General features: G+C 73.9%; 22 protein-coding genes and 1 pseudogene. 19 read left to right on the top strand and 4 right to left on the bottom strand.

From position 1 onward, the window contains the following. The first annotated feature begins 368 nt into the window (after positions 1-368). From ACFYO8_RS14250 to ACFYO8_RS14195, 12 genes are read left to right on the top strand one after another with little or no spacing between them, the layout of a single operon-like run. Positions 369-935: a hypothetical protein gene (locus tag ACFYO8_RS14250; protein ID WP_354866048.1), complete on the top strand. Its 567-nt coding sequence runs from the start codon at positions 369-371 to the stop codon at positions 933-935. Beyond that, positions 929-1882, top strand: a complete 954-nt coding sequence (locus tag ACFYO8_RS14245) for a hypothetical protein (protein WP_355093946.1) — start codon at positions 929-931, stop codon at positions 1880-1882. The genes ACFYO8_RS14250 and ACFYO8_RS14245 overlap by 7 nt, the downstream gene beginning before the upstream one ends. After that, positions 1879-2544 (top strand): SAF domain-containing protein, encoded by a 666-nt coding sequence (locus ACFYO8_RS14240; protein WP_354866052.1) that lies wholly within the window; start codon positions 1879-1881, stop codon positions 2542-2544. The genes ACFYO8_RS14245 and ACFYO8_RS14240 overlap by 4 nt, the downstream gene beginning before the upstream one ends. Then, entirely contained in the window at positions 2544-3377 is an 834-nt protein-coding gene (locus tag ACFYO8_RS14235; RefSeq protein ID WP_355014990.1) for a ParA family protein, read from the top strand. Before ACFYO8_RS14240 ends, ACFYO8_RS14235 begins: the two co-directional genes overlap by 1 nt. Beyond that, a complete protein-coding gene (locus ACFYO8_RS14230; protein ID WP_354866056.1) occupies positions 3367-4908 on the top strand; it encodes a CpaF/VirB11 family protein in 1542 nt (513 codons plus the stop codon). The genes ACFYO8_RS14235 and ACFYO8_RS14230 overlap by 11 nt, the downstream gene beginning before the upstream one ends. Further along, positions 4851-5804 carry a type II secretion system F family protein gene (locus tag ACFYO8_RS14225; RefSeq protein ID WP_387188340.1) on the top strand — a complete coding sequence of 318 codons (954 nt, stop codon included), beginning with the start codon at positions 4851-4853 and terminating at the stop codon, positions 5802-5804. The genes ACFYO8_RS14230 and ACFYO8_RS14225 overlap by 58 nt, the downstream gene beginning before the upstream one ends. A gap of 14 nt (positions 5805-5818) precedes the next feature. Further along, the gene (locus ACFYO8_RS14220) at positions 5819-6664 is read left to right on the top strand and encodes a type II secretion system F family protein (protein WP_354866752.1); all 846 of its coding nucleotides are present in this window, start codon (positions 5819-5821) and stop codon (positions 6662-6664) included. Between the two features lie 26 nt (positions 6665-6690). After that, complete coding sequence (locus ACFYO8_RS14215) at positions 6691-6900, top strand: hypothetical protein (protein ID WP_354866060.1); 210 nt, start codon at positions 6691-6693, stop codon at positions 6898-6900. After that, positions 6900-7382, top strand: coding sequence for a TadE/TadG family type IV pilus assembly protein (locus ACFYO8_RS14210; RefSeq protein WP_354866062.1), 483 nt, complete (start codon positions 6900-6902; stop codon positions 7380-7382). Before ACFYO8_RS14215 ends, ACFYO8_RS14210 begins: the two co-directional genes overlap by 1 nt. Then, positions 7379-7852, top strand: a complete 474-nt coding sequence (locus ACFYO8_RS14205) for a TadE/TadG family type IV pilus assembly protein (RefSeq protein ID WP_354866064.1) — start codon at positions 7379-7381, stop codon at positions 7850-7852. The genes ACFYO8_RS14210 and ACFYO8_RS14205 overlap by 4 nt, the downstream gene beginning before the upstream one ends. Then, on the top strand, positions 7849-8280 hold the full coding sequence (locus tag ACFYO8_RS14200; RefSeq protein WP_357708065.1) for a hypothetical protein: 432 nt from the start codon (positions 7849-7851) through the stop codon (positions 8278-8280). The genes ACFYO8_RS14205 and ACFYO8_RS14200 overlap by 4 nt, the downstream gene beginning before the upstream one ends. 14 nt (positions 8281-8294) lie before the next feature. Next, positions 8295-9332 (top strand): LysM domain-containing protein, encoded by a 1038-nt coding sequence (locus tag ACFYO8_RS14195; protein ID WP_355014987.1) that lies wholly within the window; start codon positions 8295-8297, stop codon positions 9330-9332. Between the two features lies 1 nt (position 9333). Here ACFYO8_RS14195 and ACFYO8_RS14190 read toward each other — a convergent pair whose 3' ends face one another. Beyond that, positions 9334-10185, bottom strand: coding sequence for a Rieske (2Fe-2S) protein (locus tag ACFYO8_RS14190; RefSeq protein ID WP_354866069.1), 852 nt, complete (start codon positions 10183-10185; stop codon positions 9334-9336). 124 nt (positions 10186-10309) lie between these two features. On the opposite strand from ACFYO8_RS14190, the pseudogene ACFYO8_RS14185 reads away from it, so the two are divergent. Then, positions 10310-10393: pseudogene (locus ACFYO8_RS14185) on the top strand (enoyl-CoA hydratase); the annotation flags it as partial. Positions 10394-10427: 34 nt separating this feature from the next. Here ACFYO8_RS14185 and ACFYO8_RS14180 read toward each other — a convergent pair. Further along, a complete protein-coding gene (locus ACFYO8_RS14180) occupies positions 10428-11912 on the bottom strand; it encodes an FAD-dependent oxidoreductase (protein ID WP_355014986.1) in 1485 nt (494 codons plus the stop codon). 92 nt (positions 11913-12004) lie between these two features. Between ACFYO8_RS14180 and ACFYO8_RS14175 the strand changes: the two genes are divergently transcribed. Next, the gene (locus tag ACFYO8_RS14175) at positions 12005-13105 is read left to right on the top strand and encodes a serine hydrolase domain-containing protein (RefSeq protein WP_354866073.1); all 1101 of its coding nucleotides are present in this window, start codon (positions 12005-12007) and stop codon (positions 13103-13105) included. Positions 13106-13441: 336 nt separating this feature from the next. On the opposite strand, the gene ACFYO8_RS14170 is transcribed toward ACFYO8_RS14175, so the two are convergent. Further along, positions 13442-14764, bottom strand: coding sequence for a deoxyribodipyrimidine photo-lyase (locus ACFYO8_RS14170; protein ID WP_355014985.1), 1323 nt, complete (start codon positions 14762-14764; stop codon positions 13442-13444). Continuing rightward, the gene (locus ACFYO8_RS14165) at positions 14761-15687 is read right to left on the bottom strand and encodes a phytoene/squalene synthase family protein (RefSeq protein ID WP_354866077.1); all 927 of its coding nucleotides are present in this window, start codon (positions 15685-15687) and stop codon (positions 14761-14763) included. Before ACFYO8_RS14165 ends, ACFYO8_RS14170 begins: the two co-directional genes overlap by 4 nt. Before the next feature lie 65 nt (positions 15688-15752). Between ACFYO8_RS14165 and ACFYO8_RS14160 the strand changes: the two genes are divergently transcribed. The 5 genes from ACFYO8_RS14160 to ACFYO8_RS14140 all read left to right on the top strand — a co-directional run bounded on the left by ACFYO8_RS14160 (position 15753) and on the right by ACFYO8_RS14140 (position 20807). Beyond that, complete coding sequence (locus ACFYO8_RS14160; RefSeq protein ID WP_355014984.1) at positions 15753-16907, top strand: polyprenyl synthetase family protein; 1155 nt, start codon at positions 15753-15755, stop codon at positions 16905-16907. Between the two features lie 29 nt (positions 16908-16936). Further along, positions 16937-18418, top strand: coding sequence for a phytoene desaturase family protein (gene crtI / locus ACFYO8_RS14155; RefSeq protein ID WP_354866754.1), 1482 nt, complete (start codon positions 16937-16939; stop codon positions 18416-18418). Next, positions 18415-19008, top strand: coding sequence for an isopentenyl-diphosphate Delta-isomerase (gene idi / locus ACFYO8_RS14150; RefSeq protein WP_354866081.1), 594 nt, complete (start codon positions 18415-18417; stop codon positions 19006-19008). Before crtI ends, idi begins: the two co-directional genes overlap by 4 nt. Next, entirely contained in the window at positions 18998-19945 is a 948-nt protein-coding gene (locus tag ACFYO8_RS14145; protein WP_355014983.1) for a MerR family transcriptional regulator, read from the top strand. The genes idi and ACFYO8_RS14145 overlap by 11 nt, the downstream gene beginning before the upstream one ends. A 76-nt stretch (positions 19946-20021) precedes the next feature. Beyond that, on the top strand, positions 20022-20807 hold the full coding sequence (locus ACFYO8_RS14140) for a polysaccharide deacetylase family protein (RefSeq protein ID WP_354866085.1): 786 nt from the start codon (positions 20022-20024) through the stop codon (positions 20805-20807). Positions 20808-20934: the final 127 nt, after the last annotated feature.

The following is a 20934-nucleotide window of genomic DNA, read 5'->3' as shown; positions in this document are numbered from 1 at the left end:
CGGCGGCGGCTCGTCGCCGCCGCCGGGGCGTGTACGGGTGAGCACACGCCCGCGGGCTCGGAGCCTCGCGGAAGCCTGCTCGTCACCGCGGCGAGACACACCGGCCACCACCTCCCGTCTTCACTCACCGTGTTCACGTGAATTGCCTCTGTTGCATCGGCGGACGTGAGCCTATGCTCGCCCCTTGGGTACGACGCAACCCCCGATCAATTGGCGTCGGAGGCACCAGGCACGAATCCGCAGTGATCAGTACAGGTAAATACCAGTGGTGGCGACGGGGGCCCGGAGTGACAGTTCCGGGCGCGCTTCCGCATGCCCGGAGCAGGTCGGCGTGATCGCCCCGGGCCAGCACCGAGGAGGGATCGGCGTTGCGCACACGGCAATCCCGCCGATGGAGAATCTTCCTGCTCAGCCTCGCGCTGGCGGTCGGCTCGGCCGGCTGCGGCACCGAGCCGGAGGCGGCCACCGGGCCCCTCGCCGGCCGCGCCGCCGCCCCCGCCACCCATTCCGGCGCGGAGGAGAACGCGGCCGGAAAAGCCGCTCTGGCCGCATATTCCGGCTATCTCGACGCGTCCCGGGCAGCCAGTGCGCGCAGTGATCCGTCCCATCCCGCTCTGACCCGATTTCTGGCTGATCCGTTGCTGACCCGGGTGCGAATGTCGATTCTCGACGCGAAGGAGCACGGCGCGATGCGTACCGGGAAACTGCACTCCGACCCCGAGGTGGTCTCGGTCGACCTGGCCGCACGCCCGCCCACCGTCGAGATCCAGGACTGCCTGGACGCGAGCGGCTACCGGCTCGTCTACGCCAAGGACCGCAAGGCCGTACCGGGCGCCCGCGGCGGGCGCTACCTGGCCACCGCCACGGCGGTCCGCTTCCCGGACGGCCGGTGGCTGGTAAACGGCGGCGCCGCACACCAGGACCAGCCGTGTTGACCTGGGGAGGAAGGGGTGTCCCGGCCCGGCCGACCCGGGCCGGGACGTCCCGCCGGCTGCTGCTCGCCGCCGGCCTGGCCGCGCTGCTGACGCTCACCGGCGCACCCGCGCGCGCCGCCGACCCCGGCGGTTCGTGCCCGCCCGAGCAGACCGACTGCGACGTCTGGGACGACGACTCCGGCACCCCGGGCGGGCCGGGTGGCCCCGGTGGCGGCGGGGACAACGGCGGCGGGGGCGGCAACGGCGGCGGCACCGCGAAGTGCCAGTGGAACGGCCGCGCCATCCCCTGCTACAACGAGGCGCTCGGCTGGTTCAACAACGCCGACGGCTGCTACTACAAGCTCGCCGAGCCGCAGGACGAGGCACCCCCCGGCAAGCAGTGGTACCAGCTCACCTGCAACGGCGGCGACACGGGCAGCATGCGCCAGGAACTCCTCGACGCCCCGCCGCCCGGCTACGGCACACCGCCGGACCCGGAGGAACTGGCCCGCCGCGCGCTGGCCTCGATCTCGCTGCTCCCGCCGCGCGCCTCGGTCGCGCCCCGGCGCAGCCAGGGACCGGGCCTGGTCGGGCTGCCGGTCTGGATGTGGGCCAGCCCGGGTCCCGCGTACTTCGGGCCGCTGACCGCCTCCGCCTCCGACCGGGGGCTGACCGTGGAGATCACCGCCAAGGTGGACCGGATCGTCTGGCACATGTCCGACGACATCGACGTCACCTGCCACGGACCGGGCACGCCGTACCGGGCCGACGGGCCGAACGCCGGCTCCGCCTCGCCCGACTGCGGCCTCGACCAGGGCTATCCGAACGCGGACACCTACCGGGTCAGCGCCACCACGTTCTGGACCGTCGAGTGGTCCGGCGGCGGGGAGAGCGGCGTGATCGCCCAGAGCCGGTCCAGCGGCGTCATCCCGGTACAGATCAACGAGCTTCAGGTGGTGACCCGATGAGTGTGGTGGCAGCCCGCAACGGATCCCCGGTGGAGGCGCCGGTCGCGCCGCCGAAGGTGGTCCGGCAACGACGCGTCCGGCCCGGCCTGCTCGGCCTGGCAATCCTGCTGATCGCCCTCGGCGGGCTGGGCGCGGCGTTCGCCGTCACGTCGGTCCGCTCCACCGGCACGTACCTGGCCGTGGCCCGGCCGGTCGACGTCGGACGGCAACTGACCGCCGACGACCTGGTGCCGGTACGCGTCTCCGGCGGACGGGAACTCCGGCCCGTATCCGCCGACCGGATGGACGAGGTGCTGGGGTTGCGGGCGGCCGTCCGGCTCACCCCGGGCACGCTGCTCACGGCGGCGCAGCTCACCGAGGCCCCGCTGCTCGGCCCCGGTCAGCAGCAGATCGCGCTGGGGCTCAAACCCGAGCAGGTGCCGGCCCGCAAGCTGCACCCCGGCGACAAGGTCCTGCTGGTCAGCACGCCGAGCAGAAGCACGAACAGCACCGACGCCGCTCGCGGCGGCGGGACCCGGTTCGAGGGCACGGTGATCGACAGCGTCACGCCGCAGAGCGGCGACGTGGTGGTCTACCTGGCGCTGGCCGTACGAGACGTGCCGGCGGTCGTGGCGCTCGCCGCCGACGACCGGATCGCGCTCGTCCTCACCGAGGCGGCCTGATGGCGATCATCGCCCTGGTCTCGGCGAAGGGCTCGCCGGGCGTCACCACGGCGGCGCTCGCCGCCGCGCTGAGCTGGCACCGGCGGCTCGTGCTGGCCGAGTGCGACCCGGCGGGCGGCTCGATCCTCGCCGGTTACCTCGGCGGGGCGCTGGACGGCCCGCGCGGCATCGGTGAACTCGCCGTGGGCGAGCTGCGCGACGGCAGCCTGGAGCACGCGTTCTGGTCCCAGCTGGTCGATCTGGACGCGCCCCGCCGCGAGCGGCTGCTGCTACCGGGCGTGGTGGACCCGGCCCAGGCCGGCAGCGTCATTCCGCTCTGGCAGCGCTTCGCCGACTACTTCGTCGGGCTGGAACGGGGCGAACCGCCGTACGACGTGCTCGTCGACTGCGGCCGGCTGGCGGTCGGCGGTCCACCGTGGCCGCTGCTGCGGGCCGCCGCGGTGGTGCTGCTGGTCACCCGCGCGCACCTGCCCGACCTCTCCGCCACCCAGGCCACCGCACGCGCGATCGAGCGGGATCTCACCGAGCACCGCGTACCGCCCGGCACGCTGCGGCTGCTGGTGGTCGGCGACGGACACGGCACCAGCGAGATCAGCAAGGTGCTGCGGCTGCCGGTGATCGCCCGCCTGCCGGACGACCCGCGTACCGCCGAGGTGCTCGGCCACGGCGGCACCGTACGGGCGAATCGGCCGCTGATGCGCGCGGCCGGCGCCCTTGAGGTGCCGGTCCGGGCGCTGCTGGACCGGCGGCGGGCCCGGCTCGCCTGGCCCGGGGCGACCACGCCGCGCGCGGTGACCGCGTCGAGCATGCCGGGGGTGCCCGGTGCGGTTTGAGCCGGTCTCCCACGACCCACGCGGGCAGCAGCCGGGCGTCGTCTCCACGGTCCCGCCGCTCGCCCCGCCGAACGGGCGGCACCACGTCCCCGGCCCGACGCCGGCCGCGGCGCCGGCGCCACCGCCGCGCCCCCGTGTCGACTTCGCGGTGGTCCGCGAACTGCGCCGGGAGCTGAGCGAACGGCTCACCCACTGGCAGCGCGGACGCGAGTTCGACGCCGACGCCGAGGAGGTCGAGCGCGCCCGGCTGGCGGTCGCCGTGGTCTCCGCGTACGCCGACTCGGTACGCCGGGCCGGCACGCCGATGGCGGCGGACGAGGAGCGGCTGCTGCTCGACCAGGTCACAGCCGAACTCGTCGGGCTGGGACGGCTCCAGACACTGCTCGTCGACGACAGCATCGAGGAGGTGCACATCCTCGGCTGCGACCAGGTACGCATCACCCGGCACGGCGGCGGCGTCGACTGGGCCGAGCCGATCGCCGAGAGCGACGACGAGCTGGTGGAGATCCTTCAGGCGGCGGCCCGCCGGGCGGGTGCCACCGAGCGGTCGCTGTCCACCTCGAAGCCCACGCTCGACCTGCAACTACCGGACGGCAGCCGGCTCGCCGCCGTGTTCCTGGTCAGCCACCGCCCGTACGCGGTGATCCGCAAGCACAACACGCTCGCGGTGAGCCTGGAGGACATCACGGGCGGCCGGCCCGACCTGGACGAGATGATCGACCCACTGCTGCGCGACTTCCTCCGCGCGTCCATGCGGGCCGGGTTGAACATCATGGTCGCCGGGCTCGCCGGGGCCGGCAAGACCACGATCATCCGCGCGCTGATGGACGAGATCCCGGCCGACGAGCCGTACGTGCTGCTGGAGGAGAGCCGGGAACTGCTGCCGGCCCGGCGCGGGCACAAGCACCGGGCGGTGATGAGCTTCGAGTCCCGGGAGGGGCACGGCGAGCGCGGCGCGGACGGGCGGCCGGCGGGTGAGGTGAGCATCGCCGACCTGATCCCGGTGTCGCTGCGCATGGGCGTGCTGCGGATCATCGTCGGCGAGGTGCGGTCCCGGGAGATCGTGCCGATGCTCCAGGCGATGACCACCAGCCGCGGGTCGATGTGCACCATCCACGCGCGTACCCCCTCGGGGGTGGGCGAACGCATCATCGAGCTGGCGCTGTCGCACGGCCGGGAGATGACGGTCGACCAGGCCCGGCGGATGGCTGGTAACGCGCTCGACCTGATCGTCTACGTCACGGTCGAGGACGAGACCGCCATCGGCGGGCGCAAGTACCGGTTCGTCTCACACGTCGAGGAGGTCATCGGCGTCGGCGAGGGCAACCGGATCACCACGACGACCGTCTTCGGTCCCGGGCCGGACGGCCGCGCGGTCCCCCGCCACCTGCCCGAACGCATCCGCGACCAGTTGCTGCGCGTGGGCTACGACGCCCGCCTGCTCACCCGGTTCGTCGAGGCCGGCGTGGGCGCGTGGCGTCGGCCCCGGCACACCCGCCTCGGCGCGCGGCCGAGCGGAGGTGCGGCGTGACGCAGATCGAACTGATCGCCCTCGTCTCCGGCGCCGCGTGCGTGGCCGGGCTGGTGCTGACCGTGGTGGCGCTCGTCGGCACCCGCCGTCCACCGGGCCCGGCACCGGGCGCCGGGCCGAGCCTGAGCCGGCTCTGGACCGGTTCCGGCGCGAGCCGCGCCGACCAGCGCCGCTACCAGTTCCTGCTCGGCGCCGCCGTGGTGGCCGGGGCGCTGGCGTTCCTGCTCACCGGGCTGCCGGTGGTCGGCCTGCTGGTGGCGCTCGCGGTACCGGGCGTGCCGTGGCTGTTCGCCGTCGGCCGGGCCGAGCAGCGGGCCATCGCGCGGATCGAGGCAGTGGGCGAGTGGACCCGGCGCCTCAAGGACATCTCCGCCACCGGCCAGGGCCTGCAGCAGGCGATCATCGGCACCATCGCCGCCGCGCCGGAGGAGATCCAGGAGGAGGTACGCACGCTCGCCGCCCGCCTCCAGGCCGGCTGGCTGGCCCGCTCCGCGCTGCTCGCCTTCGCCGACGAGATCGCCGACCCGGTCGCCGACCAGGTGGTGGCCGCGCTGATCCTGCATCTCACCGACCGGGGGGAGCGCCTCGGCGACGTGCTCGGGTCGATCGCCACCGCCGCCTCGGCCGAGGTGGCGACCCGGCGCGAGATCGAGGCGAAGCGCACCCAGCCCCGGTTCGCGGTCCGCTTCCTCACCGGCATGACGCTGGCGACGCTCGCGTACGGGCTGGTGAACAGCGACTACATCCGTCCCTACGGAACGGTGACCGGCCAGCTCGTGATGGCGGTGCTCGGCGCCGCGTTCGTCGGCCTGCTGGTCTGGGTGCGCTCGATGAGCCAGCCGCCCCGGCCGGCACGTTTCCTGCCGGCGCCCGACCCGGAGCAGGCGATCGCGTGATCCTCAACTGGCAGATGGCGATCGGGGTGCTCGGCGGGTGCGCGATCGGGCTCGGACTGTTCCTGGTGGTACGCGAGGCGCTGCCCGCCACCCCGGCGCTCGGCCCGGCGCTGCGCCGGCTGCACCAGCCGCCCGGCCGGGCCCCGGCCGCCGGCGCCGGGCCGGACTGGCTCGGCGGGTTCGCCCGCTGGCTGCGCCCGCCGCACCGGCAACTGGCCCTGCTCGACCGCACCCCCGAGCAGTACGCGCTGTCCGTCCTGATCTCCGCGCTCGTCGGGTTCGCCACCCCGGCGGTCGCCTCGGCAGTGCTCTTCGTCGGCGGGGTGGCGCTGCCGGTGGCCGTACCGGTGCTGGCCAGCCTGGGCCTGGCACTCGTGGCCGCCCTGCTCGCGCACCGCTCCGTGCTGGTCAAGGCGGACGCCGCCCGGGACGAGTTCCGGCAGGCGGTCTGCACCTACCTCGACCTGGTGGCGTTGCAGCTCTCCGCCGCGCACGGCCCGGTGCAGTCGCTGGAGCGCGCGGCGGCGGTCTGCGACGGCTGGGTCTTCGACCGGATCCGGGAGGCGCTGCGGCTCGCCCAGCTCCAGATGCACTCGCCGTGGGACGAGTTGCAGGAGCTGGCCGAGCGGATCGGCATCCCGGAGCTGGGCGACGTGGGCGCCATCATGCGCTCCTCCGGCAGCGAGGGCGCCCAGGTGCACGAGACGTTGCGGTCCCGCGCCGACTCGCTGCGCGACCAGATCCGCACCGACAACCTGGCCCGGGCCGAGGGGGTGACCAGCAAGTTGGACATCCCCGGCTCGCTGCTGGTGTTCGTCCTGCTCGGCTTCGCCATCTATCCGTTCCTCGCCCGTCTGTGAACCCCCATCCCGCGAAGGAGACGACCATGCACCTCTTCACCTATCTGTATGTGGCAGTTCGAAGCCGTTTCACCGAGCTGCGACGGGACGGCGAGCGGGGCGACAGCCCGGTGCCGACCGCCGTCATCATCTTCGGCCTGGTCGCGGTCGCCATGGCGGTCACCGCTGTCGCCCTGGCCAAGGCCAACGACTGGATGGACGCCATCCCGGACCACGTCGAGCCGGGCGCGGAGTGATGCCCCGCCCCGCCCGTACGGTCCGGAGCCGGCCGGCGCCCGCCGGCCGGCCCGCCGGTCCGCCCGGTCCGGGGCGGATCGCCGCTGCCCTGCGCGCCCGTCTGGCCGAGGGCGAGCGGGGCGCGAACCCGGTCGAACTGGCAGTGGTGATGCCGGTGATCCTGGTGCTGCTGTTCGGCTCGATCCAGGTCGCGGTCTGGTTCGTCGCCCGGTCCACAGCGCTGAACGCCGCGCAGACCGGGGTGAACGCCCAGCGCACCATCGACGCCGGGCCGGACGCCGGCCGGGAGCGGGCGACCAGCTTCCTGAAACGCTCCGGGGACTGGCTGGTCGGCTGGGAGAAGGCCGGGCCGACCTGCGAGGAGACCGAGACCGCTGTCACCTGCACGGTGCGGGGGCGGTCCCTGTCCGTCATCCCGGGCGTCTCGTTCGAGGTCACGCAGACCGCGCACGGGCCGGCCGAACGCTGGACCACCGGATGAGCGCCGGGCGGCGACGGGAGCGCGGTTCCGTCTCGATCGAGGTGGCGGTGCTCGCCCCCGCCTTCATCGGGCTGATGGTGCTGGCCGGCGTGGCCGGGCGGACCGCCGTCGCGGACGAGGCTGTCGAGTCGGCCGCCCACGACGCCGCCCGGGCCGCCTCGCTCGCCCGCAACGCCGACGACGGCGAGGAGGCGGCCGAGGTGGCGGCCCGGAACCAACTCGGCTGGGCGGCGCTCAACTGCGCCGGACCGCCGCAACTGGAGCTGGCCGGGTCGGTGGCCGGCAAGACGGCGAGCTTCGCCGCCGCGTACGAGAGCGCCGCCGGCGTGCCGGCGACAGTGACGGTCACCGTGACCTGCACCGTCTCCTTCGACGACCTGAGCGCCCCCGGCCTGCCCGGCGTGCCCGGCGGCAAGACCGTCTCGGCGAGCTTCACCTCGCCGCTGGACACGTACCGGAGCCGCGGATGACGGGGCGGCGCGGCGCGGAGAGTGGCCGGGTGAGTTTGTTCCTGGCCGTGGCGATGGCGGGTGTGCTCGCCGTCATCAGCCTCGCCTACGACGGCGCCGGGCAGCTACGCGCCCTGCAACGCGCGGACAACCTGGCCGCCGAGGCGGCGCGCAGCGGCGGCCAGATGATCGACCGGGCTCGCGCCATCGAGGGCGGCCCGAAACGGATCGACCAGGTGGCCGCCCGCGCGGCCGTGGCCGACTACCTCGACGCCGCGGGCGGCGTCCAGGACCACGAGGTCGACTTCCCCGTGGTCGGCGCCGAGACCCAGATCCGGGTCCACGTCCAGATCGTCTACCGCCGGGATCTGCTCGGCCTGTTCGGCGCGTCGAAGACCGCCACCGTCACCGGTGAGGCCACCGCTCGGGCGCTCACCGGACCACCGTAGGAAGGAAGGCCGCCATGGGTGCACTCCGACGCTCCCCCGTCCGCCGCGCCGGCCAGGTCCTCACCGGGCTCGGCGCCCTCGTCGTGCTCGTCGGTGTGCTGGCCGGGGGCCCGATCGCGTTGCTGGCGTTCGCCGGCAACCCGCTGCCCGACCATCTGCCCACGCTGACCGAGATCGGTACGGCGTTGACCAGCCGCGACGATGGTCAGCTGTTCCTGCGGACGCTTGCGGTGGTGGGCTGGTTCGGCTGGGCGACGTTCGCGTTCTCCGTGCTGGTGGAACTGTTGGCGGCGGTGGTACGCCGGCCGGCGCCGAAGCTCCCGGGCATGGGTCGCCAGCAGAAGGCGGCGGCCGCGCTCGTGGGTTCGGTCGCGTTGATCCTGGCCGCGAGCCCGGCCGCGGCGAGTGCCGCCGCGCTCACCGCCCCGCACCCGGCGGTCGCCACCCAAGCCGTCTCCGCTTCCGCCGTCACCCTTCCGGCCGCCCCGGCGGCAGGCGTCGCAGGGCCGGCCCCGGCCGCGTCGAAGGCCGGGGATCCGGCCGTGTACCGGGTGGCGAAGGGCGACTACCTGGGCGAGGTGGCCGATCGGTACCTGGACGACTTCGACCGCTACCGGGAACTGGCCCGGCTGAACCGGCTCGCCGACCCGGACCGGATCCGCCCGGGTCAGCTCATCACGTTGCCGGAGGACGCGACGGACTCGGGTGCCCGCCGGCACGCCGCCGGGCGGCTCGTGGTCACCAAGCCGGCCGAGTCGGCGCCGGCGAAGCCGGGTGGGGGCGGCGCCTCGTCGACCGCGCCGAAGGCGAAGCCCAAGCCCACGCCGCGGGAGGCGACGCCCACGGTGGAGGCTCCTGTCGGTCAGCCGCCGGCCATGTCGGCGGGAGCGTCCCGGGCCACGGCCGAGGAGGGCATCAACCGCCCGCTCGCCATCTCGGCGGTGCTGGCCGTGGCGAGCATCGTGGGCGCGCAGATCGGGGCGCTGCTCGGGCTGCGCAAGCGACCGGTGCCCGCCCGCGCGCTGTCCAACGGGCGGCACCGGCGGGACTGACTCAGGGCAGCCGGGCCTCGACCTGGCCGGACACCACGCGGGTGGGCAGCACGACCTGGTCGTTGGCGGCCGGGCCGTGCACCACCTCGCCACCGTCGAGGCGGAACGCGCTGCCGTGCCAGGGGCAGACCACGCAGGGGTGGCCGTCGATCTGCTCCACCTTGCCCTCGCCGAGCGGGCCGCTCTGGTGCGGGCAGCGCTCCAGCATCACGGTGACGTCGTCGCCGTCCCGGTAGAGGAGCACCGAGACGTCGTCGATCTTCTTGGTCACCAGCTCGTGCCGGGGCAGGCTGGCCAGGTCGCCGACCGGGTGCCAGCCGTCGCTGATCAGGTGCAGCTCGGAGACGCTCTGGCTGGCCTGGGCGCCCTGCTTGTACGCGAGATGCCCGCCCAGGTACGCCCCGCCGCCCGCGGCGGACAGCCCCAGGTAGGACAGCGCCCGGCCGAGGCCGTGCCGCCCGTTGAGCCGGGCAGCCAGCGAGCCGGCGAACAGTGCCAGGCCGACCGTGTTGGCGGCGGCGTGCACCAGCCCGACCCGACGCTGGTCGCGGGAGAGCGTGGCCCAGTCGTTGAGCCCGGCGAGCGCGGCGGGCACCGCGCTGACCGTACCGAGGCCCACCAGCGCGGTGGCGGCCCGGCGCTGGCCGGGCAGCAGGTCCACCACGGCGGCGGAGATCCAGGCGCCGACCGGCACCTGCACCATCGCGGGGTGCAGCGGATGGCCGAGCCACACGCCGTGCAGCGCGTCGCGTACCCGCTGGGAACGCAGTGTGCCCTGGACGGCGCGCTGCAACCGGTCGCCCACCCGGTCGAGACCGGAGGCCTGTTCGATTTTCGTCAGTAGTTCGCGCACCCGTTCCGACTTCCCGGCAGGAGAGGCCCCAAACCGGACGCGCCGGAATTCCCTCGCAGGTGCGTCGCGGGCATGCTGAGGCCATGGGGGTACGCGTCGAGCACGCCGGTGCCGTGACCACTGTGATCCTGGACCGGTCCGGCTGCCCCGGCTGATCGGCGAGAGCCGGGCGATGGACCTGATCCTCACCGGCCGCTCGGTGCGCGCCGACGGACGGCACGGTGCGCCGGCCGGCTGAGGCGTCACTTCAGCGCGCGCAACGCGTCCTCGATGGCGCGGTGGAACGTCGGGTACGCGTAGATCATGTGCCGGAGCTGGCTGATCGGCACCGCCGCGTGCACCGCCACCACGAGCGCGGAGAGCACCTCGCCGCCGGCCGGTCCGGCCGAGGTGGCGCCGACGAGGACGCCCTGGTCGGCGTCGGCGATCAGCTTGATGAACCCGGCGTTGCCGGTCTTGTGGATCCAGCCGCGGGCCGACGAGGTGAGGTCGGCGTACCCGACCTGGACGTTGACGCCGCGCTCACGGGCCTGCTGCTCGGTGAGGCCGACGGCGCCGACCTCGGGGTCGGTGAACGTGACCCGGGGCAGCGCCCGGTAGTCGGCGACCGGGACGCTGCCGGGCGCGGCGGTCGAGCCGCCCGCGCTCATCGCGCCGCCGACCGCGCTGACCACCCCGGCCGCGCCGCCGACGACACTCGCGGTGCCGCTGCCGTCCGGGCCGCCCCTGGTACGCCGCATGTGGTCGAGCACGTCCGCCACCACGATGCCGGCCTGGTACATGGCGATGTGGGTGAACGCGCCCTCGCCGGTGAGGTCGCCGAGCGCCCAGATCCCGTCGGTGACGTGCATCCGGTCGTTCACCGGCAGGTAGCGCTGCCCGGCGTCCACACCGATCGTGTCCAGGCCCAGCTCCTCCAGGTGTGCCTTGCGGCCGGTCACCACGAGCAGCTTCTCGCCGGTGAACTCGGCGCCGTCGGCGTACACGGTGAAGGCGCCGCCGTCGTGGCCGACCCGGCCGGCCTTGACGCCGGTGTGGATCTGCACCCCGTCGGCGCGCAGCGCGTCGGCGGCCAGCGCTGACGCCTCCGGCTCCTCGACGGCGAGCACCCGGTCGGCCGCCTCGATCACCGTCACCCGGACCCCGAACCGGGCGAAGACCTGCGCGAGTTCCAGCCCGATCGCGCCGCCGCCGAGCACCAGCAGCGACGCGGGCAGCTCCTCGACCTCGATGGCCTGGTGGTTCGTCCAGTACGGCGTGTCGGCCAGCCCGTCGATCGGCGGGACCGAGGGCCGGGTGCCGGTGCCGAGGACCACCCCGTAGCGCGCCTGGAAGACCTGGTCGCCGACGCGTACCCGGTTCGGGCCGTCGAGCCGGCCGCTGCCCCGGACGAACCGGCCGCCCTTGCCGGTGAACCGCTCCACCGCCACCTTGTCGTCCCAGGTGTCGGTGGCCTCGGCCCGGATCCGCTTCGCCACCGGCGCCCAGTCGGGCCGCACCTCGACCGACCCGGCCAGCTCGTTCACCCGGCGCGCCTCAGCCAGCGCGTTCGCCGCCCGGATCATCATCTTGCTCGGCACGCAACCCCAGTAGGGGCACTCGCCGCCGACCAGGTCCCGTTCGATGCCGACCACTGTGAGGCCGGCCTCGGCGAGCTTCCCGGCCACCTCCTCGCCGCCGACGCCGAGCCCGACAACGACCACGTCCACCAGCTCCGGCTCCGCCATTCCGCAAGCATTCCGTACGTTCGGGACACCGGCCACCACACGGGGCCCGAATTCCCGCGCCGGTAACGAGTTCCACCCCCTACCGTGGCCGCATGCACGCACGCTTCGCCCCGGTCCGGGACTGCTTCCACGACCTGTTCGCCACCGGCCGGGAGACCGGTGCGTCGCTGGCGGTGTGGCACGACGGCGTACCGGTGATCGATCTGGTGGGCGGCACGTCGGCGGCGGTCCCGCCCGGCGCGGTCGTCCCGGTGGCGGGGGCGGACCGCGCGTGGCGGCCGGACACGCTCGTGGACGTCTACTCGACCGGCAAACCGGTGGTGGCGCTCTGCCTGCTGCTGCTCGTCGACCGGGGCCGGGTCGACCTGGACGCGCCGGTGTCCGCGTACTGGCCGGGGTTCCGCGCCCCGGCCACGGTGCGGCAGGTGCTCGCCCACACCGCCGGGCTGCCCGCCTTCCCGGTGCCCCGGCCCGCCGCCGCGATCGCCGACTGGGACCTGCTCTGCGCCGACCTGGCGGCGGCCGAGCCCGAGTGGACGCCGGGCACCGTCGCGGGCGAGCACGCCTGGACGTACGGGCATCTGGTGGGTGAGCTGGTCCGCCGGGTGGACGGGCGACGGGTGGGCCGGTTCCTGGCCGAGGAGATCGCCGGTCCGTGGCGCCTGGACCTGGCCTTCGGACTGGGTGAGGCGGACCGGCGGCGGTGCGCCGACCTGTCGTACGGCGATCCGGCCTGGCCGGACCGGGCGGGTGGCGAGCCGGGCTCGCTGTGGGCGCGGGCGCTGAAGAACCCACCGGGCGGGCGCGACCTGGCGATGGTGAACAGCGACCTGTGGCGGGCCGCCGAGATCCCGGCGGTGAACCTGCACGCCACCGCCGCCGGGCTCGCCCGGCTGTACGCGGGCCTGCTCGCCGGCGGCACCCTGGACGGGGTACGCCTGTTCAGCCCGGAGCTGGTCGCGGAGGCGACGCGGGTGCAGTATTCCGGCCCGGACCTGCTGCTGGACCGGCCGGTGGACTGGACGCTCGGCATGCAGTGGGAGCCGGACGGCAGCTGGGGCATGGGCGGGATCGGCGGCAGCAGCGCCTGGGCCGACCCGGAGCGCGGCTACGCCTTCGCGTATGCGACTGCCCGGCTGGCCGACCACGACCGGGTGGAGGAGCTGGCCGAGGCGCTGCACTCCTGCCTCTGACCACCCGTCACGTTCCGTGATTCCGGATGTCATCACGCAGCGTATTCGGGCGGCTGAGCGGCCCGTCCTCCCCTCTTCCGACTTTGCTCTGCAGCCAATGAGGCAGCACCGCTTCGAACAGGGCTTTCCTCGAAGGTCCGAAAACCGCCGACGACGCGGACGGTCACTTTCCGCAATCGATGCGGATGTGGCTGCAGAGCAAAGGCGACCGAGGGATGGAAGGGCCGGACGGGCATGCGTTAACTGAAAGTCACCGCAGCAACGGCACGCGCGACGCGTGTGGACCGTGTGCCGGCGACGCGTGCGCCGCTCCGTCCGGGCCCGCGCAGTCCCGCGTCAGCGCAACCAGACCGGGTCGGTGCCGGGCACCTCGAGCGGCGGCGGGTAGTCGAGCGTGCGGCGTACCTCGTCGGGCAGCCGCCACGGCTGGTGCACCGCCTTACCCGCCACCGACTCCAGCTCCGGCACCCAGCGCCGCACGTACACGCCGTCGGGGTCGTAGCGCTCGGCCTGCCGTACCGGATTGAAGCCCCGGTACGGCCGGGTGTCGTTGCCGGTGCCGGCCACCCACTGCCAGTTGCCCGAGTTGTTCACCCGGTCGCCGTCGAGCAGCCCGCGGAAGAAGACCTCCAGGCCGGGCCGCCAGTCCAGCCCGAGGTGCTTGGTCAGGTAGCCGGCGGTGATCAGCCGGGCCCGGTTGTGCATCCAGCCCTCGGCGCGCAACTGACGCATACCGGCGTCCACGATCGGCATGCCGGTCCGCCCCTCGGCCCAGGCGTCGAACGCGTGCGCGTCGTCGCGCCAGTCCTCCCGCGCGCCCCGCCGGTAGGCGACGGTGGACAGGTCGGGGAAACCGGCGACCACCTGGTGGTAGAAGTCGCGCCAGCAGAGCTGCCTGACGAACGGCCCGTCCCGGTCACCGGCCCGGTTCGCCACCGCCAGCGGCGACACGCACCCGAAGCGCAGGTAGGGGCTGAGCCGCGAGGTCTCGTCGCCGGCCACGTCGTCGTGGATGTCGCCGTACCGGTCGAGGGTGGGCAGCCAGGCGGTGAGCCGGCGCCGGGCGACGGTCTCGCCGCCGACGGCGGCATCCGGGCTGTCGCCCTTCGGCGGGTCCGGCAGGCGGCCCGGGTCGACGCCGTCGGGCAGCCGGACCCGCTTCGGCGCGGCCAGTTCGTCCCGCCACCGGGCGCCCTGCCAGGCCCGGAAGTAGGGGCTGAACACCCGGTAGTGGTCGCCGCCGCCGGGGCGCAACGCACCCGGTTCGACGATCGTCAGGCCGGGGAACAGGCGCAGGAACATCCGGTGCCGGCCGCACTCGGCGCGCAGCCGGCGTTCCCGGCGGCGGGCGTAGCGGCTGACGTCGGCGGAGAGCCCGACGCCCTCGGCACCCACCTTCCGGGCCAGCTCGACCGTCTCGGCCACCGGGTCTCCGCGCCGGATCACCAGGTCGCCGCCGAGGGCGCGCAGCGCCTCGCGCAGGTCGGCCAGGCTCTGGTGCAGGAACCGGGTGCGGTTCGCCGAGAGCTTCTGCAGCGCCGGGTCGAGCACGTAGAGCGGGACCACCCGGTCGAACGCGGAGCAGGCGGCGGCCAGCGCCGGGTGATCGTGCACCCGCAGGTCCCGGGTGAACAGGACGACGGCCGTGCGGCCGGTCATCCGGCCAGGGCCGGTTCCAGTGCCGGGCCGGGCACCCGCACCGGCGTGCCGGACGGGGTGAGCAGCGACCGAGCGGCCACCGCCATCCGGCGTCGCTGCGGCACCAGGGCCCGGCGGACGAAGACATCGTAGTCCTGCGCGGCGACCTCGTCGAGGATGCCGCCGTAGAGCGCGTACGCGGTGCGCATGCACGCCTGCGAGGCGGGGTCGAGCAGCGGGATGCCCGGCGCGGCGGCGACGTAGTGGGCCTGGGCGCGGGTCACCTCGTACTCGATCAGCTCGCGGATGCGCGGCGTGGTGCGGCCGGCGGCCTTGGCGGCGAGCAGGTCTTCGCGGGTGACGTCGAACTTGGCCAGGTCCTCGTCGGGCAGGTAGGTGCGGCCCCGGTCGAGGTCCTCGGCGACGTCCCGGATGAAGTTGGTGAGCTGGAACGCGAAGCCGAGTTGACGGGCGGGCTCACGGGCGGCGGCCGGGTCGGAGCTGCCCAGGATCGGCAGCATCATGGTGCCGATGACGGCGGCCGAGCCCTCCATGTAGTCGAGCAGGTCGTCGTAGGCCGGGTACGACATGACCGTCAGGTCCATCGCCATGCTGCGCAGGAACGACGCGAAGTCGTCGCGGTCGAGGTCGAACACGGCGATGGTGTGCAGCACGGCGGGGAGCAGCGGGTCGTCGACCGACGCACCGTGCAGCCCGGCGACGAATCGATCCGACCACTCGCGCAGCCGGGCGGCGCGCTCGGCCGGCGGCAGGTCCTCGGTGCGGTCGACGATCTCGTCCGCGTAGCGGGTGAACCCGTACAAGGCGTGCACATGCCGCCGTTTCCAGGCGGGAAGCAGCCGGGTGGCGAGATAGTAGGTACGGCCGTGACGGCGGTGCAGCTCACGGCAACGGTCATAGGCGGCGGTCAGATCCGTGTCCATTCGGCCCTCCTCAGTTTCGACGCAGCAATCGACGCAACTCGTAACCCTAGGGTACGCTCGCCCACATGGCCAACGACGCAGTTGCGGGTAATGCGCTCCGCGTCGCGCCGGCTCAGCCCGGGGCGACGGACGATCCGGTCCGCGGCGTACTGGCCGCGTTCACGAAAGACCTGATCAAAGGGGTCGACGAGACGCTCACGGCGTTCCTCGCCGCGGAGGTCGACTCGCTCACCGAGATCGACGCAGCGATGGGTGGTTTCGCCGCGACGGCACGTGACTGCGTGCTGGCCGGTGGCAAGCGGGTCCGCCCCACGTTCGCGTACTGGGGATGGCGGGGTGCGGTCGGCGGGGAGGAGTCGCTGTGCTCGGTGCTCCCGGCCCTGTCCGCGCTCGAACTGCTGCACACGTTCGCGCTTGTGCACGACGACGTGATGGACGCCTCCGACACCAGGCGAGGGCTGCCCACCGCGCACCGGGCCGCCGCCGCCCGGCACCGGGCCGCCGGACACACCGGTGACCCCGACCGGTACGGGGAAGCCGTCGCCGTCCTCATCGGCGACCTCTGCATGGTGTGGGCCGACCGGCTGATGGCACACGCGGCGGTTCCGGCGGACCGGCTGCTCGACGTACGCCGCTGCTACGACCAGATGCGGGTGGAGACGGTCGCCGGGCAGTTCCTGGACGTGCTCGGCGAGAACGACCCGGCGAGCTGGACCGTCGACCGGGCGCTGCGGGTGGCCCGGTACAAGACCGCCAGCTACACCGTCCAGCGTCCGCTGCTGTTCGGTGCCTGCCTGGCCGGCGCCGATGCGGACGACCCGCTCATCACCGCGTACACCAGGTACGGCCTGGCCGTCGGTGAGGCGTTCCAGCTCCGCGACGACCTGCTGGGCGTCTACGGCGACCCGGAGACCACCGGCAAGCCGGCCGGGGACGACCTGCGTACCGGCAAGCCGACCGCCCTGCTGATGCTGGCCCGGCAGCTCGCCGACCCGACGCAGCGCCGGGCCCTGGGCCGGGCCGGCTCGGTCACCGAGGACCACGAGGTGGACCGGCTCGCCGACGTCGTCCGGGACACCGGTGCCGCGGCCCGGGTGGAGCGGATGATCTCCGACCGGGTCACCGAGGCGCTCGCCGCGCTCGACACCGCACCGATCGATGAGACCGCGCGCACGGCGCTGACCGGTCTCGCCACCGCCGCCACGGCGCGGCGGGCATGATGAGCAACTTCGTGAGCAAGGGGGCCGGAATGCGTACCGTCAAGGGACGGACCGACCGGGTGGTAGTGGTCGGCGCCGGGCTGGGTGGGCTGGCCTGCGCGCTGCACCTGGCCGGCAGCGGCCGGCAGGTCACAGTGCTGGAACGCGAGCCGGTGCCGGGCGGGCGCGCGGGACGGCTGAGCGTCGACGGGTACGAGTTCGACACCGGCCCGACGGTCCTCACCATGCCCGACCTGATCGCCGAGGCGCTCGGCGCGGTGGGCGAGGAGCTGACCGACTGGCTGGACCTGACGCCGCTCGACCCGGCCTACCGCGCGTACTACCCGGACGGGTCGACGCTCGACGTCATCACCGACACCACCCGGATGGCCGCCGAGATCGCCCGCGTCTGCGGCCCCCGCGAGGCGGACGGCTACCTGCGTTTCGTCGACTACGCCCGCAAGCTGTGGGAGTGGGAGCGGACCGACTTCATCGAGCGCAACCTCGACGCGCCGACCGACCTGCTCACCGGCAACCTGCTGAAGCTGTTCGCCAACGGGGCCTTCCGGCGGCTCCAGACGAAGATCAACCAGTTCTTCCGCGACCCGCGTACCCAGCGGATCTTCTCCTTCCAGGCCATGTACGCGGGCCTGTCGCCGCACGACGCGCTAGCGATCTACGCGGTCATCGCGTACCTCGACTCGGTGGCCGGCGTGTGCTTCCCGCGGGGCGGCATCCACGCGGTCTCGCGCGGCATGGCCGGCGCGGCCGAGAAGCACGGCGTACAGATCCGGTACGGCACCACCGTGACCCGGGTGGAGACCGCCAACGGCCGCGCCACCGGCGTGGTCACCGCGGACGGCGACTTCATCCCCGCCGACACGGTGGTGCTCAACCCGGACCTGCCGGTCGCCTACCAGGACCTGCTGCCGCCCAGCCGCCAGCGCAAGCTCACCTACTCGCCGTCCTGCGTGGTGCTGCACATCGGCTCGACGCAGGGCTATGACAAGATCGCGCACCACAACATCCACTTCGGGCGCTCCTGGAAGGGCACGTTCGACGAGGTGATCCGGCGAGGCGAGCTGATGACCGACCCGTCGCTACTGGTGACGAATCCGAGCCGCACCGACCCGTCGGTGGCGCCGGCCGGAAAGCACACCTACTACGTGCTGGCCCCGGTGCCGAACCTGGAACGGGCGCCGTTCGACTGGCCGGGCGACCTCACCGACCGGTACGCCGAGCAACTCGTCGGCACGCTGGAGGAGCGCGGCTACATCGGCTTCGGCGACGGCATCGAGGTGATGCGAGCCGTCACTCCGGCCGACTGGGAGGCGCAGGGCATGGCCGCCGGCACACCGTTCGCGGCCTCGCACAGCCTCTTCCAGACCGGCCCGTTCCGCCCCGCCAACCTGCACCGGACGCTGGAGAACGTGGTCTTCGTCGGCTCCGGCACCCAGCCGGGCGTCGGGGTGCCGATGGTGCTGATCAGCGGCAAGCTCGCCGCCGCCCGGGTCACCGGGGCGATGTCGTGAGCGAGCGGGAGACCCACCTGGTCGAACTGGTCGACGACGACGGGCGGGTGCTCGGCGAGACCACGGTCGCCGCCGCGCACCAGCCACCCGGGCGGCTGCACCGCGCCTTCTCGGTGCTCCTCGTCGACCCCGAGGGACGCGTGCTGTTGCAGCAGCGGGCCGCGGTCAAGACGCGGTTCCCGCTGCGCTGGGCGAACTCCTGCTGCGGGCACCCGCTGCCCGGCCAGTCGCCGGCCGAGGCCGCCAACCGGCGGCTCGCCGAGGAACTCGGCGTCGACCCGGTCGACCTCACCGAGGTCGGCGTCTACCTCTACTACGCCGAGGACCCGGCGACCGGCCGGGTCGAGTTCGAGTACGACCACGTGTTGCGCGCCGACGTACCCGCCGACCTGGCCACGCGGCCCGACCCGGACGAGGTGGCCGACCTGCGCTGGGTCGACCCCGGCGCGGCGGTGGCCGACCTGGACGCCCACCCCCGCGAGTACGCCCCGTGGCTGGGCGGTGTGGTCAACCGGCTGCTGCACCCGACCGACGCGTCCCGGCCGGGTGTACCGGCCACCGAGGCACCGGAGCGGTCGGGTGGCCGATGAGGCGCTGAGCGCGGGGGCCGTCGCACGCCGTCTGGGCGTGGCGGTCACCACGCTGCGTACCTGGCACCAGCGCTACGGTCTCGGCCCCAGCGAGCACGTACCGGGCCACCACCGCCGTTACACGCCGGCCGACCTGGCCCGGCTGGAGATCATGCGTCGGCTGACCACCGAGGGGGTCGCGCCCGCCGAGGCCGCCCGCTGGGCCCGGCAGGCGCCGGCCGTGCTGCCGCCGGAGCGGCTCGGCCCCAAGGCACGAGCCTCGACCGTGCGCGACGGCGGCGGCACCACCATCCCGGTCGGCCGGGCCGGACCGGCCGCGCGCGGACTGGCCCGTGCCGCGATGCGACTGGACTCGGTGACCATCGCCCGGACCCTCGCCGACGCGCTGGCTGCCGACGGGGTGGTGGCCACCTGGGAAGGGCTGCTGCGGCCGGTGCTCGCCGGCATCGGGGAGCGGCACGCCGCCACCTCCGCGCTGATCGAGGTGGAACACCTCATGTCCCGGTGCGTCTCGGTGGCGCTCGCCACGGTCGCCCGGGCCCATCCGACCACCGGCCCGCCCCGGATTCTGCTCTCCTGCGCCGACGAGGAGCAGCATTCGCTGCCACTGGAGGCGCTTGCCGCCGCGCTGGCCGAGGTCGGTGTGAGTTGCCGCATGCTCGGCGCCCGGGTGCCGGTGCCCGCCCTGGTCGAGGCGGTCAACCGGACCGGGCCGGCGGCCGTGGTGCTCTGGTCGCACGCCCGCGCCACGGCCGACCCGTGCCAGCTCACCGCGCTGCTGGCGGTGCCGCGCCGGCCGCTGCTGGTGCTCGCCGCCGGGCCCGGCTGGCGGGCCGACTCGCTGCCGGCCGGGGTGGTCCGGCCGGTCGACCTGGCCGAGGCGCTGTCGCTGGCCGTGGCGGTACGGGACTCGCTGGACCAGTCGACGACGAGCTGAACCCCTCTCCCGTTCCGGGGCGGCGTCCACTACGGTCGGAAAGTCCGTCTGACCCCGACCCCTCCGGGAGTGACGAATGCGTCCACGCGCCCTGTCGGCGCTCGCCCTGGGCCTGGCACTCCTCGTCACCGGCTGCGGCGACGCCGGAAAATCGCCCGAAAAGGTCGCCGCGCCTCCGTCGGCCTCGGCGTCACCCTCACCGACGCCGGTGACGAAGCCCTCACCGGCCCACACCCCCGCGAAGCCGAAGCTGCGCCCGCTGCCGAAGAAGCTGCCCACGGGCCTGCACCGGGCCAGCGGGAGCAAGGGCGTGGCGCTCACCTTCGACGACGGGCCGGATCCGCGCTACACCCCGCAGATCCTGGCCCAGCTCCGGTCGGCCGGCGTGAAGGCCACCTTCTGCGTCGTCGGCAAGCAGGCCAAGCGCTACCCGGAGCTGGTGGCCCGGATCGCCCGGGAGGGCCACCAGCTCTGCAACCACAGCTGGCACCACGACGTGAACCTGGGCCGGCGCTCCCCCGCCGAGATCCGATCCGACCTGGAGCGGACCAACCAGGCCATCCACGCCGCCGCGCCCAAGGCACCGATCACCTGGTTCCGCCAGCCCGGCGGCCGCTGGACGGCCGAGGAGGTCACGATCGCCAAGCAGATGGGCCTGCGCCCACTGCACTGGAGCGTCGACCCGCAGGACTGGGACCACCCTCCGGCGAAGGCGATCATCAAGCGGGTGACGGGTGCCACCCGGCACGGCTCGGTCGTGCTGATGCACGACGCGGGCGGCGACCGGGCTCAGACGATGGCCGCCTGCCGGCACCTGATTCCGGACATCAAGCGGCGGTACGGCGTCGTCCTACCGCGCTGAGCTGCGGTTTCGCCCGGCACCGCGGTCACGCCCATACCGGTTTTGTCGTCCGTGCAGGCATGGCATATGCTTCTCCTGCCTCCGGCGGGGCCGGATGGGAGCAAGTCCGCTTGAAGTTGCGAGTGTG

Source organism: Micromonospora sp. NPDC005257 (assembly GCF_042872445.1).
In the GTDB taxonomy this organism is placed as follows: Bacteria; Actinomycetota; Actinomycetes; order Mycobacteriales; family Micromonosporaceae; genus Micromonospora.
Note: the sequence above shows the minus strand (reverse complement) of the source record. Positions and strands in the feature narration are given on the sequence as shown.

Excerpts from the sequence above, each read along its gene's own strand:
- ACFYO8_RS14205 (WP_354866064.1), top strand. The coding sequence starts at position 7,379 with ATGAGCGCCGGGCGGCGACGGGAGCGCGGTTCCGTCTCGATCGAGGTG.
- ACFYO8_RS14170 (WP_355014985.1), bottom strand. The coding sequence starts at position 14,764 with ATGACCGGCCGCACGGCCGTCGTCCTGTTCACCCGGGACCTGCGGGTG.
- ACFYO8_RS14200 (WP_357708065.1), top strand. The coding sequence starts at position 7,849 with ATGACGGGGCGGCGCGGCGCGGAGAGTGGCCGGGTGAGTTTGTTCCTG.
- ACFYO8_RS14210 (WP_354866062.1), top strand. The coding sequence starts at position 6,900 with ATGCCCCGCCCCGCCCGTACGGTCCGGAGCCGGCCGGCGCCCGCCGGC.
- ACFYO8_RS14180 (WP_355014986.1), bottom strand. The coding sequence starts at position 11,912 with ATGGCGGAGCCGGAGCTGGTGGACGTGGTCGTTGTCGGGCTCGGCGTC.
- ACFYO8_RS14175 (WP_354866073.1), top strand. The coding sequence starts at position 12,005 with ATGCACGCACGCTTCGCCCCGGTCCGGGACTGCTTCCACGACCTGTTC.
- ACFYO8_RS14215 (WP_354866060.1), top strand. The coding sequence starts at position 6,691 with ATGCACCTCTTCACCTATCTGTATGTGGCAGTTCGAAGCCGTTTCACC.
- ACFYO8_RS14195 (WP_355014987.1), top strand. The coding sequence starts at position 8,295 with ATGGGTGCACTCCGACGCTCCCCCGTCCGCCGCGCCGGCCAGGTCCTC.
- ACFYO8_RS14235 (WP_355014990.1), top strand. The coding sequence starts at position 2,544 with ATGGCGATCATCGCCCTGGTCTCGGCGAAGGGCTCGCCGGGCGTCACC.
- crtI (WP_354866754.1), top strand. The coding sequence starts at position 16,937 with ATGCGTACCGTCAAGGGACGGACCGACCGGGTGGTAGTGGTCGGCGCC.
- ACFYO8_RS14140 (WP_354866085.1), top strand. The coding sequence starts at position 20,022 with ATGCGTCCACGCGCCCTGTCGGCGCTCGCCCTGGGCCTGGCACTCCTC.
- ACFYO8_RS14165 (WP_354866077.1), bottom strand. The coding sequence starts at position 15,687 with ATGGACACGGATCTGACCGCCGCCTATGACCGTTGCCGTGAGCTGCAC.
- ACFYO8_RS14240 (WP_354866052.1), top strand. The coding sequence starts at position 1,879 with ATGAGTGTGGTGGCAGCCCGCAACGGATCCCCGGTGGAGGCGCCGGTC.
- ACFYO8_RS14160 (WP_355014984.1), top strand. The coding sequence starts at position 15,753 with ATGGCCAACGACGCAGTTGCGGGTAATGCGCTCCGCGTCGCGCCGGCT.
- ACFYO8_RS14220 (WP_354866752.1), top strand. The coding sequence starts at position 5,819 with ATGGCGATCGGGGTGCTCGGCGGGTGCGCGATCGGGCTCGGACTGTTC.